Consider the following 16424-nt stretch of genomic DNA (forward strand, 5'->3'; position numbering starts at 1 on the left):
AGAGCCTCAGTGCGAAGTGCCCAGGTACGCCTTGATCACGTCAGGGTTGCCCTTGACCTCTTCCGGCGTGCCGTCGCCGATCTTCTTGCCGTAGTCGAGCACCACCACGCGGTCGGAGATATCCATCACCACGCCCATGTCGTGCTCGATCAGCACGATGGTGGTGCCGAACTGCCGGTTCACGTCCAGGATGAAGCGGCACATGTCCTGCTTCTCTTCCACGTTCATGCCGGCCATGGGCTCGTCCAGCAGCAGCATCGAGGGCTCGGCCGCGAGTGCGCGCGCCAGTTCGACGCGCTTCTGCAGGCCATACGGCAGGCGCCCGACCGGGGTCTTGCGGATCGACTGGATCTCGAGGAAGTCGATCACTTCCTCGACCTTCTGGCGATGGCGCATCTCTTCGTTGCGCGCCGGGCCCCACCACAGCGCGTGGGCGAAGAGCCCGGTGCGGAACTGCGTGTTGCGCCCGGTCATGATGTTGTCCAGCACCGTCATGCCCTTGAACAGCGCGATGTTCTGGAAGGTACGCGCAATGCCCTGGCGCGCCGCGGCGGTCGGGTGCATCTGCTTGCGCTCCTCGCCGCGGAACACGATGCGTCCCTGCTGCGGGTGATAGACGCCGTTGATCACGTTGAGCATCGAACTCTTGCCGGCGCCGTTGGGGCCGATGATGGCGCGCACCTCGTGCTCGCACACATCGAACGAGATATCGGTCAGCGCCTTGACCCCGCCGAACGACAGCGAGATATGCTGCAGGTCCAGGATCACCTCGCCGCCGGTGCGCGCCTGTTCGCCGGTGCGCTGCGCGCGCTGCGTGCCGGGATGCGCGCCGCTGTCATCCGTCAGTTCCGCAGGAGACATCGGACCCGTGGGTGCGATCGCGCCGCCGCTGCCGGCACCGCTGGCATCCGTGCGTGCCGTCCCCGCCCATTCGCGCTGCCCCGCGCCTTGCCAGGCTACTTGCGTCATCTTGCTGCCCTCGCTCATGCTGCGCGCGCCGCCACCGGCAGGCGCTTCGCATTGACCAGCTTCAGCGTGGCCGACACGCTGCCCTCGCGTCCGTCTTCGAACTTGACGCGCGTCTCGATGAACTGCTCGGACTTGCCCGCATAGAGCGCCTCCACCAGCACGCCGTATTTGTCGGCGATAAAGCCGCGGCGCACCTTGCGCGTGCGCGTGAGCTCGTCGTCGTCCGGATCCAGTTCCTTGTGCAGGACCAGGAAGCGTGCCACCTGCGATCCGGCCAGCATCGGGTCGTTGGCCAGGTCGGCATTCACCTGGTTCACGCATTCGCCGATCATTTCCAGCACCTCGGGCTGCGCGGCCAGGTCGACATAGCCGGCGTACGGCAGGTGGCGGCGCTCGGCCCAGTTGCCCACGGCCTCGAAGTCGATATTGATAAACGCGCAGACCTGGTCGCGGTCATTGCCGAAGGCCACCGCTTCCTTGATGTACGGGAAGAACTTGAGCTTGTTCTCGATGTACTTTGGCGCGAACATCGAGCCATCGGCCAGCTTGCCCACGTCCTTGGCGCGGTCGATGATCTTCAGGTGGCCGTCGGCGTCGATCACGCCGGCGTCGCCGGTCATGAAGTAGCCCTCGTCGTTGATGGCCTCGCGCGTGGCGTCATCGCGCTTGTAGTAGGACTTGAGCAGGCCCACGCCGCGCACCAGCACCTCGCCGTTGTCGGCGATGCGGATTTCCATGCCGGGCGCCGCCGGGCCGACTGAATCGAACTTGACCTTGCCGTCCGGCTGCAGGCACACATAGGCGCAGGTCTCGGTCTGGCCGTAGAACTGCTTCAGGTTCACGCCGATCGAGCGGTAGAAGCGGAACAGGTCCGGTCCGATCGCCTCGCCCGCGGTATAGCCCACGCGGATGCGGCTCATGCCCAGCACATTGCGCAACGGGCCGTAGACCAGCGCTTCGCCAAGGGCGTAGCGCGCGCGGTCCGCGAGCGATACCGGCTTGCCGTCGAGGATATCGGTGCCGCAGCGCTTCGCCACGTCCATGGCCCAGTGGAACAGCTTGCGCTTGATCCAGCCGGCATCCTCCATGCGGATCATCACCTGCGTCAGCAGCCCTTCATAGATGCGCGGCGGCGCAAAGTAGTAGGTGGGGCCGATCTCGCGCAGGTCGGTCATCACCGTTTCGCGCGATTCCGGGCAGTTCACCGTGAAGCCCGCCACCATCGCCTGCGCGTATGAGAACAGATTGTCGCCCACCCATGCCATCGGCAGGTAGGACAGCACGTCGTCGTCCGCGCTGAGCTTGTCGAAGGCGCAGCCGTTGCGCGCCGCGCCGATCAGGCCGTAGTGCGAATGGCACACGCCCTTGGGCTTGCCGGTGGTGCCGGAGGTATAGAGGATGATCGCGGTGTCGTCGGGCTGGCCGGCGGCGATGGCCTCGTCATAGAAGCCCGGGTGCGCCTGGTCGAACTCGCGGCCCAGTTCCTGTAGCTGTTCATAAGACATCAGCGACGGATGGTCGTAGTCCATCAGGCCGCGCGGGTCTTCAAAGATGACGTGGCGCACGGCGCGGCCGGACTCGGCCAGCTGCGCTTCCACTTCCAGCAGCTTGTCGACCTGCTCCTGGTCCTCGACGATGGCGAACTCGATCTCCGCATCGTTGAGCACGTAGACCATCTCGTTGGCGATGGCGTCCTGGTACAGCGGCACCGGCACACCGCCCAGCGCCTGCGCCGCGGTCATGGCCCAGTACAGCCGCGGGCGGTTGTCGCCCACCACCGCCAGATTCATGCCACGCCTGAAACCGAGTGCGGCCAGCCCGCAAGCCAGTGCCCTCACCTGCTGCGCCGCCTGGGCCCAGCTGTATGTCTGCCAGATGCCGAGATCCTTCTCGCGGTGAGCCGGATGATCCGGCCGCTGCTGGGCGTGCGCCAGCAGCCATCGCGGGAAGGTCGTCGCCGACGATTCCTGCATCGCTGTCTCCTGTCCCTCCGGCGTGGGGATCCACGCGCGGTGTCAAGCGTCGGTCCGGTGGTTATACTTGGCTTGTTTTGCCTGGCGGCAGTCATGCCGCAGCGCATCAAGCCCGTGGTGCCTTGTTTTGCGGCACTTCCCGGCTCCGTGGTGATCGTAAGATAGCCCATGCCATCCACCCGGGTTGTCACGCCGGTGACAATTCCGGGTTAATCCCTACCGGAGCAAATTCAGGCCATGCTGAACGATTTTGTCGACCGCTGCGTGTGGGCAGCAGACCTGAGTCCCGAGCAGCGCGAGCGCGTGCGCCGCGCCATGTTCGTGCACGAGTACACCCAGGGCGACTACGTCTGTCACAAGGGTGACATGGCCGAGCACTGGATGGGCGTGCTCGAAGGCATCGTCAAGATCACCACGGTGTCGCCCTCGGGCAAGTCCGTCACCTTCACCGGCGTGCCCACCGGCGGCTGGTTCGGCGAAGGCGCGGTGCTCAAGTCGGAAATCCGCAAGTACGACGTGATGGCGCTGCGCCGCTCCACCATCGCCTTCCTGCCGCGCGACACTTTTCTGTGGTTGCTGGATACCAGCCTGCCGTTCACGCGCTTCCTGCTGACCCAGTTCAACGAACGCCTGGGACAGTTCATCGCCGCGGTGGAATATGAGCGGCTGCTCGACATCGATTCGCGCGTGGCGCGCGCGGTGTCGTCGCTGTTCAATGAGCACCTGTATCCGGGGATCGGCAAGACGCTGGAGATCTCGCAGGAAGAGATCGGCCTGCTCGCTGGCATCTCGCGCCAGCGCGCCAACCAGGCGCTCAAGGTGCTGGAACAGCAGGGCCTGGTGCGGGTGGACTACGGCGTGATCGAGGTGCTGGACCTGGAGGGGTTGCGGCAGTACGGCGAATAACATGGCCAGCGCCATCGACGACGCCACGCTGCAGGCCTATCGCGAGACGCACTACCGCGTGCTGGGCGACCTGCCGATGGTATTGCGGGTAGACCAACCCAGCGCCCCGCTGGCGGCGCTGCACCGCGCGCTGGGCGTGGCAGCGAGCGCCTTCATTACCGCCGCCAACCCGTTCAGCCTGCGCTGCGACGACGACACCAACGCAAAGCGCCAGCAAGCGCTGGCGCAAGACTTGGCAAGGATGGGATTGCGCGCAATCGAAGCCGCCGGAGAGCATCCACGCAACGGCTGGCCGGCCGAGCCGAGCTTCCTGGTGCCGGGGCTGTCGCTGGCGGATGCACGGGCACTCGGCGAGAAATACGAACAGAACGCGGTGGTCTGGAGCGGCGCGGACGCGGTGCCGCGGCTGGTGCTGCTGCGCTGAACGCCGGGCCGGGCGGTGGTGCCGGCCGGCGCTTCAGCCGGTGCGGCGGTCAGTGGCCGTGATGACCGCGATGGCCGTGATGACCGTGATGACCGCGATGCCCATGGCCGTGGTGGCGATAGTGATGATGCCGATGATAGTGGTGATGGCGGCCGCGCCACTCATGGCGGCCATACCAGCGACGGCCATCCCAATAACGGTCGCCATGCCAGCCGTGATGGCGCGGCGCATACACCACGTGCGGCGGGGGTGCCACATAGACCGGGGCCGGCGCCGCATAGACCGGCGCGCCGATCTGCACGCCCACGTCCACATGCGCCATCGCCGAGCGGGCCGCCAGCAGGGACATTGCGCCCGCGAGCAGCGCAGCAAAGAGAATCGGGTGAGCCATGGAGCTTGTTTTGTCGTAATGGGAATGGGTGCACTCTACCGCGCATTCCTGTTACCGGATGCGGCGGAGTGTTTCGGCATATAACGCCGTGTAAGCGGGATTTGGCGGCAACCGGAACCGGCCCCGGAAAAAGCTGCGGCCGCCCGCAGGCGGCCGCTGTACCACGCGGCAAGTGCCGGGCAGCTTACTTGCTATAGACGTACACGCCGCGGCCAGTCTTGCGGCCCAGGTAGCCGGCAGCGACCATCTCGCGCATCAGCATCGCCGGGCGGTACTTCGGATCGGCAAACTCCGTGTACAGCACTTCCATCACGGCCAGCATGGTGTCCAGGCCGATCATGTCAGCCAGCGCCAGCGGCCCGATCGGGTGGTTGCAGCCCAGCTTCATGCCTTCGTCGATCTCTTCCGGCGAGGCCAGGCCTTCGCCCAGCACGCAGAAGGCCTCGTTGATCATCGGGCACAGGATGCGGTTGACGACGAAGCCCGGGCTGTTCTTGACCGTGATCGGGTATTTGCCGAGCTGCTTCGACAGGGCCTCGACGGCGGCGTGGGTGGTGTCGCTGGTCTGCAGGCCGCGGATCAGTTCCACCAGCGCCATCACCGGCACCGGGTTGAAGAAGTGCATGCCGATAAAGCGGTCGGCGCGCGAGGTCACGGCAGCCAGCTTGGTGATCGAGATCGACGAGGTGTTGGACGCGATGATCACGTTCTCGCCGACGATGCCGTCGATCTGCTTGAGGATCTTGACCTTCAGGTCGTAGTTCTCGGTGGCGGCCTCGATCACGATATCGGTGGCCTTGAGATCGTCATACGAGGTGCTGCCCTTGATGCGCGCCAGCGCGCTGGCCTTGTCGGCCTCGGTCAGCTTTTCCTTCTTGATCAGACGGTCCAGGCTGCTTGCCACGGTGGCGACACCCTTCTGCACGGCGGCATCGCTGATGTCGACCATCACCACGTTGAGACCTACCACTGCGCAGGCCTGGGCGATGCCATTGCCCATGGTGCCGGCACCGACGATGCCCACTGTCCTGATGCTCATCTTGTCTTCCTCTGCTTGGTTGGATTGCTGATTGATCGGTTCAGGCGCGGCTCAGGCGCCCTGCTCGCGCAGCGCGGCGATGATGCGCTGGGCATGGCCCTTGAGCTGTTCCGGGTCCTGCATCTCGCGCGCATGGCCGCGCAGCGCGCTGTCGGCATAGCGCGGCACGATATGGAAATGGACGTGCGGCACGGTCTGGCCCGCGGCCGCGCCGTTGAACTGGCCGATGGAGATGCCGTCGGGCGCAAACGCCGCGCGCACCGCGCGCGCCACGCGCTGCGTGGCGACAATGGCGGCCTGCGCGCCCTGCTCGGACAGGTCGAACAGGTTGACCGCGGCTTCCTTGGGCACCACCAGCGTATGGCCGTCGGCCTGCGGCATGATGTCCATGAAGGCGATGGTATCGTCGTCCTCGTAGACCTTGATGCACGGCAGCTCGCCGCGCAGGATCTTCGCGAAGATATTGGTCGGGTTGTACTGGGTGTCCATGATCTTTGGCTTGCGGTTGTCTCGAATACGTTTGCCGTGGCGCGGCCGCCGGCACAGCCTTCGAGTGTAACGCAGGGCGACCCCTCACTGCGGCCGCCCTGCGCGGTAATCGGGCACTGCTTGCTGCGCGGTGCCGCCGGCTCTACATATTGCGCCGGTACTGCCCGCCCACTTCGAACAGCGCATGGGTGATCTGCCCCAGCGAGCAAACCCGCACCGCGTCCATCAGCACCGCAAATACGTTCTGGTTGTCGATCACCGCCTGGCGCAACTGCGCCAGCATGGCCGGCGCCTCGGCCGCGTGGGCCTGCTGGAACGCATGCAGGCGGTCGAGCTGGCTCTGCTTCTCGGCCTCGCTGGAGCGCGCCAGCTCCAGCTTCTGCGGGGTCGGGTCGCCGTCCGGGTTGCGGAACGTGTTCACGCCGATGATGGGCAGCGTGCCGTCGTGCTTGAGCTGCTCATAGTAGAGCGACTCTTCCTGGATCTTGCCGCGCTGGTAGCCGGTCTCCATCGCACCGAGCACGCCGCCGCGCTCGGCAATGCGCTCGAACTCCTGCAGCACCGCCTCTTCCACGAGGTCGGTCAGCTCCTCGATCAGGAAGCTGCCCTGGTTGGGGTTCTCGCACCTGGCCACGCCCCACTCGCGGTTGATGATCAGCTGGATCGCCAGCGCGCGGCGCACCGACTCGCCGGTGGGCGTGGTGATGGCCTCGTCGTAGGCATTGGTATGCAGCGAATTGCAGTTGTCGTAGATCGCGATCAGCGCCTGCAGCGTGGTGCGGATATCGTTGAAGTCGATCTCCTGCGCATGCAGCGAGCGGCCCGAAGTCTGGATGTGGTACTTCAGCTTCTGGCTGCGCTCGTTGGCGCCGTATTTGTCGCGCATGGTCACGGCCCAGATGCGGCGCGCGACGCGGCCCAGCACGCTGTACTCCGGGTCCATGCCGTTGGAGAAGAAGAACGACAGGTTGGGCGCGAAATCGTCGATATGCATGCCGCGCGCCAGGTACGCCTCCACATAGGTGAAGCCGTTGGACAGCGTGAACGCCAGCTGCGAGATCGGGTTCGCGCCGGCCTCGGCGATGTGGTAGCCGGAGATCGACACCGAGTAGAAGTTGCGCACCTGGTGGTGGACAAAGTACTCCTGGATATCGCCCATCACCTTGAGCGAGAACTCGGTGGAGAAGATGCAGGTGTTCTGGCCCTGGTCTTCCTTGAGAATGTCGGCCTGCACCGTGCCGCGCACGTTCTGCAGCACCCAGGCGCGGATCTTGGCTTCTTCGTCGGCGGTGGGCTCGCGCTGGTTGTCGGCGCGGAACTTGTCGAGCTGCTGGTCGATGGCGGTGTTCATGAACATCGCCAAAATGGTCGGGGCCGGGCCGTTGATGGTCATCGACACCGAGGTGCTCGGGCTGGTCAGGTCGAAGCCGTCGTACAGCACCTTCATGTCGTCGAGCGTGGCGATCGACACGCCGGAGTTGCCGACCTTGCCGTAGATGTCCGGACGCACATGCGGGTCTTCGCCATACAGCGTGACCGAGTCGAACGCGGTCGACAGCCGCTTGGCATCCATACCTTCGGACACCAGCTTGAAGCGCCGGTTGGTGCGGAAGGCATCGCCCTCGCCGGCGAACATGCGGGTGGGGTCTTCGTTCTCGCGCTTGAAGGCGAACACGCCGGCGGTGTACGGGAAGCTGCCGGGAACGTTCTCGCGCATCAGCCACTTCAGCACCTCGCCGTCGTCCTCGAAGCGCGGCAGCACCACCTTGCGCACCTTGGTGCCGGACAGCGTGGTCGTAACCAGCCCGGTGCGGATCTCCCGGTCGCGGATTTTCACTACGTACTCGTCGCCGCTGTAGGCTTCGCGCATCTGCGGCCACATCGCCAGCAGCTTGCGCTCGACCTGACCGAGGGCGCTGTCGCGCTCCGCCGCCAGCGCATCCAGCGCCGCGCCATCGCCTTGCGCGGCCTGCACCATGCGGCTCGATTCACGCAGTTGCTGGCGCTCGCGTGCAATGCGGCTCTGCTCCATCACGCGGCGGTGGTAGCCGCGCACCGTGTCTGCCAGTTCCGCCAGGTAGCGGCTGCGCGCCGGCGGCACGATCACATTCTGGCCGGTGGAGATGCGCCCCGCCTGCGCCGGCAGCACGCCCGGCTGCAGCTTCAGGCCGCGTTCGGCCAGCGCCGCGCGCAGCCCCTGGTACAGCATGGTCACGCCATCGTCATTGAAGCGCGACGCCTGCGTGCCGTAGACCGGCATGTCCTCGGCCTTGCCGTGCCATTGCTCGCGGTTGCGCTGCACCTGCTTGGCCACGTCGCGCCACGCGTCCTGCGCGCCCTTGCGGTCGAACTTGTTGATGGCGACGAAGTCGGCAAAGTCCAGCATGTCGATCTTCTCGAGCTGGCTGGCCGCGCCGAACTCGGGCGTCATCACATAGAGCGACAGATCCACGTGCGGCACGATGGCCGCGTCGCCCTGGCCGATGCCCGAGGTCTCGACGATCACCAGGTCGAAGCCCGCCACCTTGCACGCGGCGATCACGTCCGGCAGCGCCTGCGAGATCTCGGAGCCAGCCTCGCGCGTGGCCAGCGAGCGCATGAAGATGTTCGGGTGGTTGATCGCGTTCATGCGGATGCGGTCGCCCAGCAGCGCGCCGCCCGACTTGCGCCGCGACGGGTCGATCGAGATCACGGCGATCGACAGCGCATCCTGCTGGTCGAGGCGGAAGCGGCGGATCAGTTCGTCGGTCAGTGAAGACTTGCCGGCGCCGCCGGTGCCGGTGATGCCGAGCACCGGGATCGATGCCGCTGCCGCTTGCGCATGCATCGCCTGCACCAGCGCCGGATCGGCCTTGCCGTTCTCCAGCGCGGTAATCAGCTGGGCCAGCGCGCGGCGGTCGCCGCCGGTGACGGGTTCGAGCGAGGCCGGCGCATAGCGCGACAGGTCGATGTCGCAGCGCTGCACCATATCTGCAATCATGCCGGCCAGGCCCATGCGCTGGCCGTCCTCGGGGCTGAAGATGCGCGCCACGCCGTAGGCCTGCAGCTCGCGGATCTCGTCCGGCACGATCACGCCGCCACCGCCGCCAAAGACCTGCACGTGCTCGCCGCCCTTCTCGCGCAGCAAGTCGACCATGTACTTGAAATATTCGACATGGCCGCCCTGGTAGCTGGAAATCGCGATGCCCTGCGCGTCTTCCTGCAGCGCCGCCGTCACCACTTCCTCGACCGAGCGGTTGTGGCCGAGGTGGACCACCTCGCAGCCATGCGACTGCAGGATGCGGCGCATGATGTTGATCGAGGCGTCATGGCCATCGAACAGCGACGCCGCCGTGACAAAGCGCACCTTGTTGACCGGACCGCGGCCTTGCGCGGTGGGCTTGGGCTGGGGCGCACCGCGGCGCACATCATGCACATCGGAAAGGTCGGTCATTGTCTCCACCGTCTGTGGTGTTGGCTGCCACCGCGGCGTGCGCCTGAAGTACCGCTCTGTGCCGGCTTGGCCGCAAACGCGCGGGCTGCGCCCCCGGGTCGGGGCCGATCGATTATATGACGTTGACGTTAACGTAAAGCAATGGGGCGGAACCCCGAGCCCGGCGTGCATGGGACGGGGCTGTCCCTATAGAGTAGGCGCCCGCGGCAGGCGCCGCGCAAGCATCCGGGCAAACAAAAGGCCACCCTCAGGTGGCCGTTCCGGCAAAGCTTGAGTGGTCCGCTCAGGCCCAGATCCTGGGGCACTCCCCGAACGCATCCGTGCTGTGCTCCTCCACCCGGTGCCGCATCGCCCGCAGCCACGCCACCAGCCGCCGCAGCGACCACGGCGCCGGCACCTGTGCCAGCGTAAAGCGCGCGCCCGCGCCATCGCCCGACAGCCACACCCGGTAGCCCTCCGGCAACGCCAGCTCAGTGCCCGGCTCCAGCCAGATGTCGTTGGGACTGCCTTCCACCGTCACCCACAACTTGCCCGCCACCGCGCAGACGGTCTGCCCGTAACCGGCGCGCCAGCTCACTGGCAGCCCAGGCTCGTCCAGCTCGAAAGTCCGTAGTTCGCGCATGTCCCACTCCTCATAGCCGGCGGTCGCGTCCGGCGCCGGCCCCCGTGGATGCCGAATGATCACGGTAGCCGGCGCCTTCCTCCGCCACGCTTCCATTATTCGCATCCCTCACTACAATCCCATGTACAGTTGTGAACAGTTTTCGATGAACTGTTCAGTAGTTTTCCCTGACAGTTGTCGCTTGTAGCGATCTGCGCCTACCGGCTTCCCCCGGCTGCCTGCCCATGAAACTAATCTTAGATGCTTCCACCGGAATTCCACTGACCGAGCAGATCGTTGCCGGCGTGAAAGCGTGGATCGGCAACCGCGAAGCACGGCCCGGCGCACGCCTGCCGTCAATCCGGCAGTTGGCGGCGGAGAACGGCATCAGCCGCTTCCCGGTGATCGAAGCCTATGACCGGCTGGTATCGCAGGGGCTGCTGGATTCGCGCCAGGGTTCGGGCTTCTATGTGGCGGACAGCCCGCTGGCGGGGCGCTCGGCGTGCGGATGGTCCGATCCGAGCCTGGCCGAGGATCTTTCCGACCACATCCTCGAGCAGTTCAACCACCCCAGCGGCACGCTCAAGCTGGCCGGGGGCTTCGTGCCGGAGACCTGGCGCGACGTCGAGGGGCTGACGCAGGCGATCCGCGCGATCTCGCGCAATGAGATCGACAGCGTGATCCACTACGCCACGCCGATGGGGCATCCGGAACTGCGTCGCCAGGTGTTGCTGCGCGTGCGCCAGCTGGGCATCGCCGCCGAACTGCCGCAAGTGCTGATCACCACCGGTGCCAGCCAGGCGCTGGACCTGGTGGTACGCCATCTGCTCAAGCCCGGCGATACCGTGTTCGTGGAAGATCCCGGCTACTACAACCTGTTCGGCCTGCTGCGGCTGCATGGGGTGCAGCTGGTGGGCGTGCCGCACACGGCCAACGGCCCCGACCCGGACGCCACCGAGGCGCTGCTGCGCCAGCACAAGCCCAAGCTGTTCTTCACCAACAGCGTGCTGCAGAACCCGACCGGATCGACGCTGGCGCCGCCGGTGGCATTCCGGCTGCTGGAGCTGGCGCGCCGGCATGGCTTCCGCTTTGTCGAGGACGATATCTTCTCGGACTTCCAGACCCACTTCACCGACCGGCTGGCCACGCTGGACCAGCTTGAGCACGTGATCTACATCGGCGGCTTTTCCAAGACGGTGTCGGCCTCGCTGCGGGTCGGCTACCTGGTGGCGGACAAGGCGCTGGTCAAGGACCTGGTCGATGTGAAGGTGCTGACCAGCGTGGCCGGTTCGCACTTCGCGGAAGCAGTCACGGCGGCGCTGCTGGAGCGCGGCGGCTACCGCAAGTATGTGGAGCGGCTGCGCCTGCGCGTGCGCGAGGCCTGCGCCAATGCCGTGCGGCAACTGACCGGCAACGGCTGGGAGGTGTTCTGCCAGCCGTCCGGCGGCAACTTCCTGTGGGCGCGCCCGCCCGGCATCGAGGATTCGCGCGAACTGGTGACGCTGGGCGAGGAATACGGCGTGACGCTGGCCCCAGGCAACTACTTCCGCCCGGGCGGCGAGACCTCGGCATGGATCCGGATCAACGCCGCCTATGCCAACGAGCCGCGCGCGGTGGCCTTCATGAAGGCCGCGGCCGGGCGCGGCGGCTGAAGGCGCTCAGCCGCCGTGGTTATGCAGCACGGCATTACGCCGCGCGTAGCCGAAGTAGATCACCAGCCCCACCGACAGCCACACGAGGAAGGCAATCCAGGTCAGCGCCTGCAGATGCGCCATCAGGAACAGGCAGAAGCCGATCGACAGCAGCGGTACCACCGGCACGCCCGGGCAGCGGAATGCGCGCGGCAGTTCCGGGCGCGTCTTGCGCAGCACCAGCACCGCCACCGAGATCAGCGTGAAGGCCGCCAGCGTACCGATATTGATCAGCTCGGCCAGCACGTTCAGCGGCACGAAGGCGGCAATCGCGGCAAACACGATGCCGACGATCCAGGTGGCGAAATACGGCGTGGCATGCACCGGGTGCACGGATGACAGCCGCTCTGGCAGCAGGCCGTCGCGCGACATCGCAAAGATCACGCGGGTCTGGCCGTAGGTCATCACCAAGATCACCGTGGTCATGCCCAGGATCGCGCCCAGGTCGACAAAGCCCGCCACCCAGTTCTGGCCCGCGAACTGCAGCGCCAGTGAGACCGGGTGGTCCACGCCGGCAAACTTCGCGAACGGCACGATGCCGGTCATGATGGCGGCCACCACCACATACAGCACCGTGCACACCGCCAGCGAACCGATGATGCCGATCGGCAGGTCGCGGCGCGGGTTGCGCACCTCTTCCGCGGCAGAGGTCACCGCGTCGAAGCCGATAAAGGCAAAGAACACCAGCGCCGCCGCATTGAAGATGCCGGCAAAGCCGAATGGCGCGAACGGCTGCCAGTTGGCCGGCTGCACATGCCACACGCCCACCGCGATAAACAGCAGCACCACGCCGATCTTGACCGCCACCATCAGGTTGTTGATGCGCGTGGATTCGCGCACGCCGTACGACACTACCCAGGTGATGGCCAGCATGATCAGGCACGCCGGCAGGTTCAGCATGGACTTCACCCCCGGCACCGAGCCTGGCGCCGCGGTCAGCGCCGCCGGCAGTTTCAGCCCGAAGCCCGCCATCAGCGACTGGAAGTAGCCCGACCACCCCACCGACACGGCGGACGTGGCCAGCCCGTATTCCAGCAGCAGGTCCCAGCCGATCATCCACGCGACGATCTCGCCCAGCGTGGCATAGCTGTAGGTATAGATCGATCCCGACACCGGGATCGCCGAGGCAAACTCCGCGTAGCACAGCGCGGCAAAGCCGCACGCCAGCGCCGCGATCACGAACGACACCGTCAGCGCCGGCCCCGCGGTCAGCGCGCCGGTGCCGGTCAGCACGAAAATGCCGGTGCCGATGATGGCGCCGATGCCCATCATCACCAGGTCGGTTGGACCCAGCACCTTCTTCAGGCCGTCATCGCGCGCGACGGCCAGCATCGCGTCGATGTCCTTGGTGCGGAACAAGCTCATTCAGACTCCATGCAACTGTGGCCGGGCACGCGGCGGCAAGCCGCGCGGGCCCGGAAAAAGGGCGGTAGTTTACGCCCGCCGCGGCGCGAAGGCGTCACATTGCGCGCCCGCGCGCGGCAGGCACGTCATCGAATGATAGAAAAGGCCAGGCTGGCCGGCACTGACCGCAGGCAAAGTCAGCCGCCGCAGCCGGGCGCCGACAGGATGCCGTCCACGCGCGCCAGGGCGGCGGCAAGCGGATCGAGCGCCAGCAGTGCAGCGCCGGCAAGGGCCAGTGCCGCCAGCGCTGCAATCCTCGCGCGCAGCGGCCACGGCCCCGCCAGGGCCGCCAGCCCCAGCGGGGCGAGAGCCGCGCAGGCAAGAAGGAGCCGCGGCAGCATCGGCACTTCAGCGGCTGGCAGCCTCGGGAACCGCGGCGTGTGCCGGGCCCTTGGCAAGTGCCGGCAACGGCCCCGCGCGGCGCAGGCCAAGCCACGAGCACGCGGCGGAGCACAGCGTCACCGCCACCAGCGCCGTGATGCTGTGCTGGTAGCTGCGCGTGGCATCGAACGACCACGCCCCCAGCTGCACCGTCAGGAAGGCGCCCAGCTGGTGCCCGAGGAACAGCAGGCCAAACACCTTGCCCTTGATCCGGCTGCCGTAGCGCTCGAAGCAGAACATCGAGGTCAGGATCACCGTGCCCAGATAGCTGGCGCCAAAGCCGACCGCAAACGGCAGCACGCCCAGGCCCGGCACCAGCAGCAACAGCATCGATGCCGAGCGCAGCGCGTAGAACGCGGCCAGCAGCCGGTGCTTGTCCCAGCGCAGCGCCAGCGCGCCGGAGACCAGGCCGCTGGCCAGCTCCAGCGCGCCGAGCGTGCTCATCGCATAGCCCATCGCCAGCCGCGGCACGCCCTGCCCCTGCCAGTACGCGATCAGGTGCACGTCGATAAAGGCCATGGTGGCGCCGCAGCCGAAGAAGCCGGCCGCCAGCGCATAGAACACCGGGTCACGCCGCACCACCGTCCATGCCGGCACATCGGCCCCGGCCGTGCATGGCGCCGGTGCGGACGCCGGCTCCCAGCGCGAAGTCAGCCACAAGGCGCCGGCCACCGGCAACGCAAACACCGCACCGGCCACGCCGAACGCCGTGATCCAGCCCGCCTGCGGCTGCAGCCAGATCCACAGCGGCGACAGCACGATAAAGCCGATCGCGGTGCCGTTGGTAACCACCGCATAGGCCAGCCCCTTCTTGCGCTCCTCGAACAGCCGGTCCACCAGGATGCCCATCGGCACAAAGGTCATGGCCGCCAGCCCGAACGCACCGGCGAGGCCGAACATCAGCACGAAGAACGTCAGCGATCCCGGCCACAGCGCCGCGCCACCCAGCGCAATGCCTGCCGCCAGCGCCCCAGCGGCCGCGGTGCGCAGCGGGCCGACGCGATCGCTGAGCGCGCCGACCACCGGCGACATCAGCCCGGTGGCGAGCATAAAGACACTGCCGGACCAGGCAAACTGCGCACGGCCCTGCCCGAAGTGCGTGGCGAGGTCGACGAAGTACACCTGGTAGAGGCCCTTGACCGCGGTCGAGACAAACATCGCGGCGAAGCCGATGGCGACCAGGGCAAGGGTGATGGCGGGGATGCGTGTGCGGGGCATGTCGATCTCTCAGTCGTGCGAGGCCTGGTGCCATGCTAAGCCAGCCCGCCCTCCGGCCATGGCAACCACCCGGCCCAGAAAAGCAACTTTTCGGCCATCCCTGTTGTGTTGTGCTGGATTCGCGCGAGAATGGCGGCATCGTACCGCTCGCTCTTCCCTTGCCGCGATGACTACCGCTTATCTCCTGGTGCTTCCCAACGTCCACATGCTCGACCTTGGCGGTCCGCTGCAGATCCTGGCCAGCGTATCGGAACTGGGTATTGGGCCACTCAAGGTGCGCTGCGTCGGGCCACATTCGAGCGTCCCTTCGTTCCAGGGGCCGGCACTGAGCCAGGTCGAACGCCTGCCTGCACGACTCGCCTCCGGCGATGTGGTGCTGGCCATCGGCAGCAAACTTCTGGACACACTGACCCGTTCGCCGGCATGGCACGATAGCGTGAATTGGCTGAAAAGGTCTTTCGCCGACGGCAGGAACGCCGACGTACAGGTTGCCGCGGTCTGCACCGGTGCCTTCCTGCTCGGCGCCGCCGGCCTGCTCGACGGCCGCCTGTGCACCACCCACCACGCCCATACCCGCCGCCTGCGCACGCGGCACCCCGCCGCCTCGGTCATCGAGAACCGGGTCTTCGTTCGCGATGGCAATGTGTGGACGTCAGCCGGCGTGGCTTCGGGCATCGATCTGGCGCTGCGTCTGGTGGCCGATGCCTATGGCGACGAAGCCGCCATCGCCGTGGCGCGCGACAACGTGGTGCCCTTCCGCCGCTTCGGCGGCGATCCGCAGCTCGCCCCGCAGCTGCGCGCGCGCTCGCACGGCAACCCGCTGGTGCATGCGGTACAGGACGCGATCTCGCGGGAACTCGACACCAATGTTGCCGACCCGCGCTTTGCCGACCGCTTTGCCATCAGCGTGCGGCACCTGTCCCGCGTGTTCCACGAAGAAACCGGCCTCACGCCCAAGCAGTACCAGCTCACGCTACGCATGGCGCGCGCGCGCAAGCTGCTGGCGTCGTCATCGTTGCCGGTGGAAGAGATTGCGCTGAAAAGCGGCTTCGCCAGCGTGCAGGCCTTCCGCGCGTGCTGGAACAAGGCAGAGCCGGCCACGCCGAAGGCCTACCGGCAAGCCCGCGCCGGCAGCGCGGAATGACCGCGCTCAGGTGTGCATCAGGATATTGACCAGCCGGCCCAACGGATCGCGCACGTAGAAGCGGCGCACACCCCATGGCTCGTCGGCGGGACCGTACTCGATGGCGAAGCCGCCGGCCAGCATGCGGCAATGCGCCTCGTCCACGTCATCGACCTCGATCGACAGGTCCGGCACCGGCGTGCCGTTGCCGCCTTCCGTGGCGAAACTGAGCTGGACGGTCATGGTCGAGGTGCTGCCGTAGGTCCGGATCCAGCCGTGGTCCATCAATACGTCCAGGCCCAGGATGTCCTGGTAGAAAGCGCGGGCACTGGCCGGGTCGGCGACCGCGATGTTGGCAACGATCCGGTTGACCTTCATGCCC

15 protein-coding genes are annotated in these 16424 nt (G+C 66.7%); 4 read left to right on the plus strand and 11 right to left on the minus strand.

The window, feature by feature from the left end; all coding sequences use genetic code 11:
• Positions 1–6 precede the first annotated feature (6 nt).
• Together I6H87_RS05610 and I6H87_RS05615 are read right to left on the minus strand one after the other, a co-directional pair.
• A complete protein-coding gene (locus I6H87_RS05610; protein WP_037025387.1) occupies positions 7–969 on the minus strand; it encodes an ABC transporter ATP-binding protein in 963 nt (320 codons plus the stop codon).
• A gap of 14 nt (positions 970–983) precedes the next feature.
• Positions 984–2942 (minus strand): AMP-dependent synthetase/ligase, encoded by a 1959-nt coding sequence (locus I6H87_RS05615; protein ID WP_010814878.1) that lies wholly within the window; start codon positions 2940–2942, stop codon positions 984–986.
• A gap of 237 nt (positions 2943–3179) precedes the next feature.
• Here I6H87_RS05615 and I6H87_RS05620 point away from each other — a divergent pair, with 237 nt between their 5' ends.
• The gene (locus tag I6H87_RS05620) at positions 3180–3848 is read left to right on the plus strand and encodes a Crp/Fnr family transcriptional regulator (RefSeq protein WP_010814879.1); all 669 of its coding nucleotides are present in this window, start codon (positions 3180–3182) and stop codon (positions 3846–3848) included.
• A gap of 1 nt (position 3849) precedes the next feature.
• Positions 3850–4272 (plus strand): DUF3293 domain-containing protein, encoded by a 423-nt coding sequence (locus I6H87_RS05625; RefSeq protein WP_010814880.1) that lies wholly within the window; start codon positions 3850–3852, stop codon positions 4270–4272.
• 49 nt (positions 4273–4321) lie between these two features.
• On the opposite strand, the gene I6H87_RS34255 is transcribed toward I6H87_RS05625, so the two are convergent.
• The 5 genes from I6H87_RS34255 to I6H87_RS05650 all read right to left on the minus strand — a co-directional run bounded on the left by I6H87_RS34255 (position 4322) and on the right by I6H87_RS05650 (position 10246).
• On the minus strand, positions 4322–4663 hold the full coding sequence (locus tag I6H87_RS34255; protein ID WP_010814881.1) for a hypothetical protein: 342 nt from the start codon (positions 4661–4663) through the stop codon (positions 4322–4324).
• Between the two features lie 184 nt (positions 4664–4847).
• Complete coding sequence (locus I6H87_RS05635) at positions 4848–5702, minus strand: 3-hydroxybutyryl-CoA dehydrogenase (RefSeq protein ID WP_010814882.1); 855 nt, start codon at positions 5700–5702, stop codon at positions 4848–4850.
• Positions 5703–5753: 51 nt separating this feature from the next.
• Entirely contained in the window at positions 5754–6191 is a 438-nt protein-coding gene (locus I6H87_RS05640; protein WP_010814883.1) for an HIT family protein, read from the minus strand.
• A 142-nt stretch (positions 6192–6333) separates the two neighbouring features.
• On the minus strand, positions 6334–9624 hold the full coding sequence (gene icmF, locus I6H87_RS05645; protein ID WP_011614445.1) for a fused isobutyryl-CoA mutase/GTPase IcmF: 3291 nt from the start codon (positions 9622–9624) through the stop codon (positions 6334–6336).
• Positions 9625–9907: 283 nt separating this feature from the next.
• The gene (locus tag I6H87_RS05650) at positions 9908–10246 is read right to left on the minus strand and encodes a DUF2917 domain-containing protein (protein WP_010814885.1); all 339 of its coding nucleotides are present in this window, start codon (positions 10244–10246) and stop codon (positions 9908–9910) included.
• 224 nt (positions 10247–10470) lie between these two features.
• Here I6H87_RS05650 and I6H87_RS05655 point away from each other — a divergent pair, with 224 nt between their 5' ends.
• Positions 10471–11877, plus strand: coding sequence for an aminotransferase-like domain-containing protein (locus tag I6H87_RS05655; RefSeq protein WP_010814886.1), 1407 nt, complete (start codon positions 10471–10473; stop codon positions 11875–11877).
• Between the two features lie 6 nt (positions 11878–11883).
• Here the strand turns inward: I6H87_RS05655 and I6H87_RS05660 are convergent, their stop codons facing one another.
• The 3 genes from I6H87_RS05660 to I6H87_RS05670 form a co-directional block, all read right to left on the minus strand.
• Positions 11884–13281: a branched-chain amino acid transporter BcaP gene (locus I6H87_RS05660; protein ID WP_010814887.1), complete on the minus strand. Its 1398-nt coding sequence runs from the start codon at positions 13279–13281 to the stop codon at positions 11884–11886.
• 176 nt (positions 13282–13457) lie between these two features.
• The gene (locus I6H87_RS05665) at positions 13458–13661 is read right to left on the minus strand and encodes a hypothetical protein (RefSeq protein ID WP_010814888.1); all 204 of its coding nucleotides are present in this window, start codon (positions 13659–13661) and stop codon (positions 13458–13460) included.
• A gap of 7 nt (positions 13662–13668) precedes the next feature.
• A complete protein-coding gene (locus I6H87_RS05670) occupies positions 13669–14919 on the minus strand; it encodes an MFS transporter (RefSeq protein WP_011614443.1) in 1251 nt (416 codons plus the stop codon).
• A gap of 166 nt (positions 14920–15085) precedes the next feature.
• Between I6H87_RS05670 and I6H87_RS05675 the strand changes: the two genes are divergently transcribed.
• Complete coding sequence (locus tag I6H87_RS05675) at positions 15086–16063, plus strand: GlxA family transcriptional regulator (RefSeq protein ID WP_011614442.1); 978 nt, start codon at positions 15086–15088, stop codon at positions 16061–16063.
• Between the two features lie 6 nt (positions 16064–16069).
• Here the strand turns inward: I6H87_RS05675 and I6H87_RS05680 are convergent, their stop codons facing one another.
• Positions 16070–16420, minus strand: a complete 351-nt coding sequence (locus I6H87_RS05680) for a glyoxalase superfamily protein (RefSeq protein WP_011614441.1) — start codon at positions 16418–16420, stop codon at positions 16070–16072.
• Positions 16421–16424 lie beyond the last annotated feature (4 nt).

Source organism: Cupriavidus necator (assembly GCF_016127575.1).
Classification (GTDB): domain Bacteria; phylum Pseudomonadota; class Gammaproteobacteria; order Burkholderiales; family Burkholderiaceae; genus Cupriavidus; species Cupriavidus necator_D.

Excerpts from the sequence above, each read along its gene's own strand:
- I6H87_RS05615 (WP_010814878.1), bottom strand. The coding sequence starts at position 2,942 with ATGCAGGAATCGTCGGCGACGACCTTCCCGCGATGGCTGCTGGCGCAC.
- I6H87_RS05620 (WP_010814879.1), top strand. The coding sequence starts at position 3,180 with ATGCTGAACGATTTTGTCGACCGCTGCGTGTGGGCAGCAGACCTGAGT.
- I6H87_RS05635 (WP_010814882.1), bottom strand. The coding sequence starts at position 5,702 with ATGAGCATCAGGACAGTGGGCATCGTCGGTGCCGGCACCATGGGCAAT.
- icmF (WP_011614445.1), bottom strand. The coding sequence starts at position 9,624 with ATGACCGACCTTTCCGATGTGCATGATGTGCGCCGCGGTGCGCCCCAG.
- I6H87_RS05665 (WP_010814888.1), bottom strand. The coding sequence starts at position 13,661 with ATGCTGCCGCGGCTCCTTCTTGCCTGCGCGGCTCTCGCCCCGCTGGGG.
- I6H87_RS34255 (WP_010814881.1), bottom strand. The coding sequence starts at position 4,663 with ATGGCTCACCCGATTCTCTTTGCTGCGCTGCTCGCGGGCGCAATGTCC.
- I6H87_RS05680 (WP_011614441.1), bottom strand. The coding sequence starts at position 16,420 with ATGAAGGTCAACCGGATCGTTGCCAACATCGCGGTCGCCGACCCGGCC.
- I6H87_RS05655 (WP_010814886.1), top strand. The coding sequence starts at position 10,471 with ATGAAACTAATCTTAGATGCTTCCACCGGAATTCCACTGACCGAGCAG.
- I6H87_RS05640 (WP_010814883.1), bottom strand. The coding sequence starts at position 6,191 with ATGGACACCCAGTACAACCCGACCAATATCTTCGCGAAGATCCTGCGC.
- I6H87_RS05660 (WP_010814887.1), bottom strand. The coding sequence starts at position 13,281 with ATGAGCTTGTTCCGCACCAAGGACATCGACGCGATGCTGGCCGTCGCG.
- I6H87_RS05625 (WP_010814880.1), top strand. The coding sequence starts at position 3,850 with ATGGCCAGCGCCATCGACGACGCCACGCTGCAGGCCTATCGCGAGACG.
- I6H87_RS05610 (WP_037025387.1), bottom strand. The coding sequence starts at position 969 with ATGACGCAAGTAGCCTGGCAAGGCGCGGGGCAGCGCGAATGGGCGGGG.
- I6H87_RS05670 (WP_011614443.1), bottom strand. The coding sequence starts at position 14,919 with ATGCCCCGCACACGCATCCCCGCCATCACCCTTGCCCTGGTCGCCATC.
- I6H87_RS05650 (WP_010814885.1), bottom strand. The coding sequence starts at position 10,246 with ATGCGCGAACTACGGACTTTCGAGCTGGACGAGCCTGGGCTGCCAGTG.
- I6H87_RS05675 (WP_011614442.1), top strand. The coding sequence starts at position 15,086 with ATGACTACCGCTTATCTCCTGGTGCTTCCCAACGTCCACATGCTCGAC.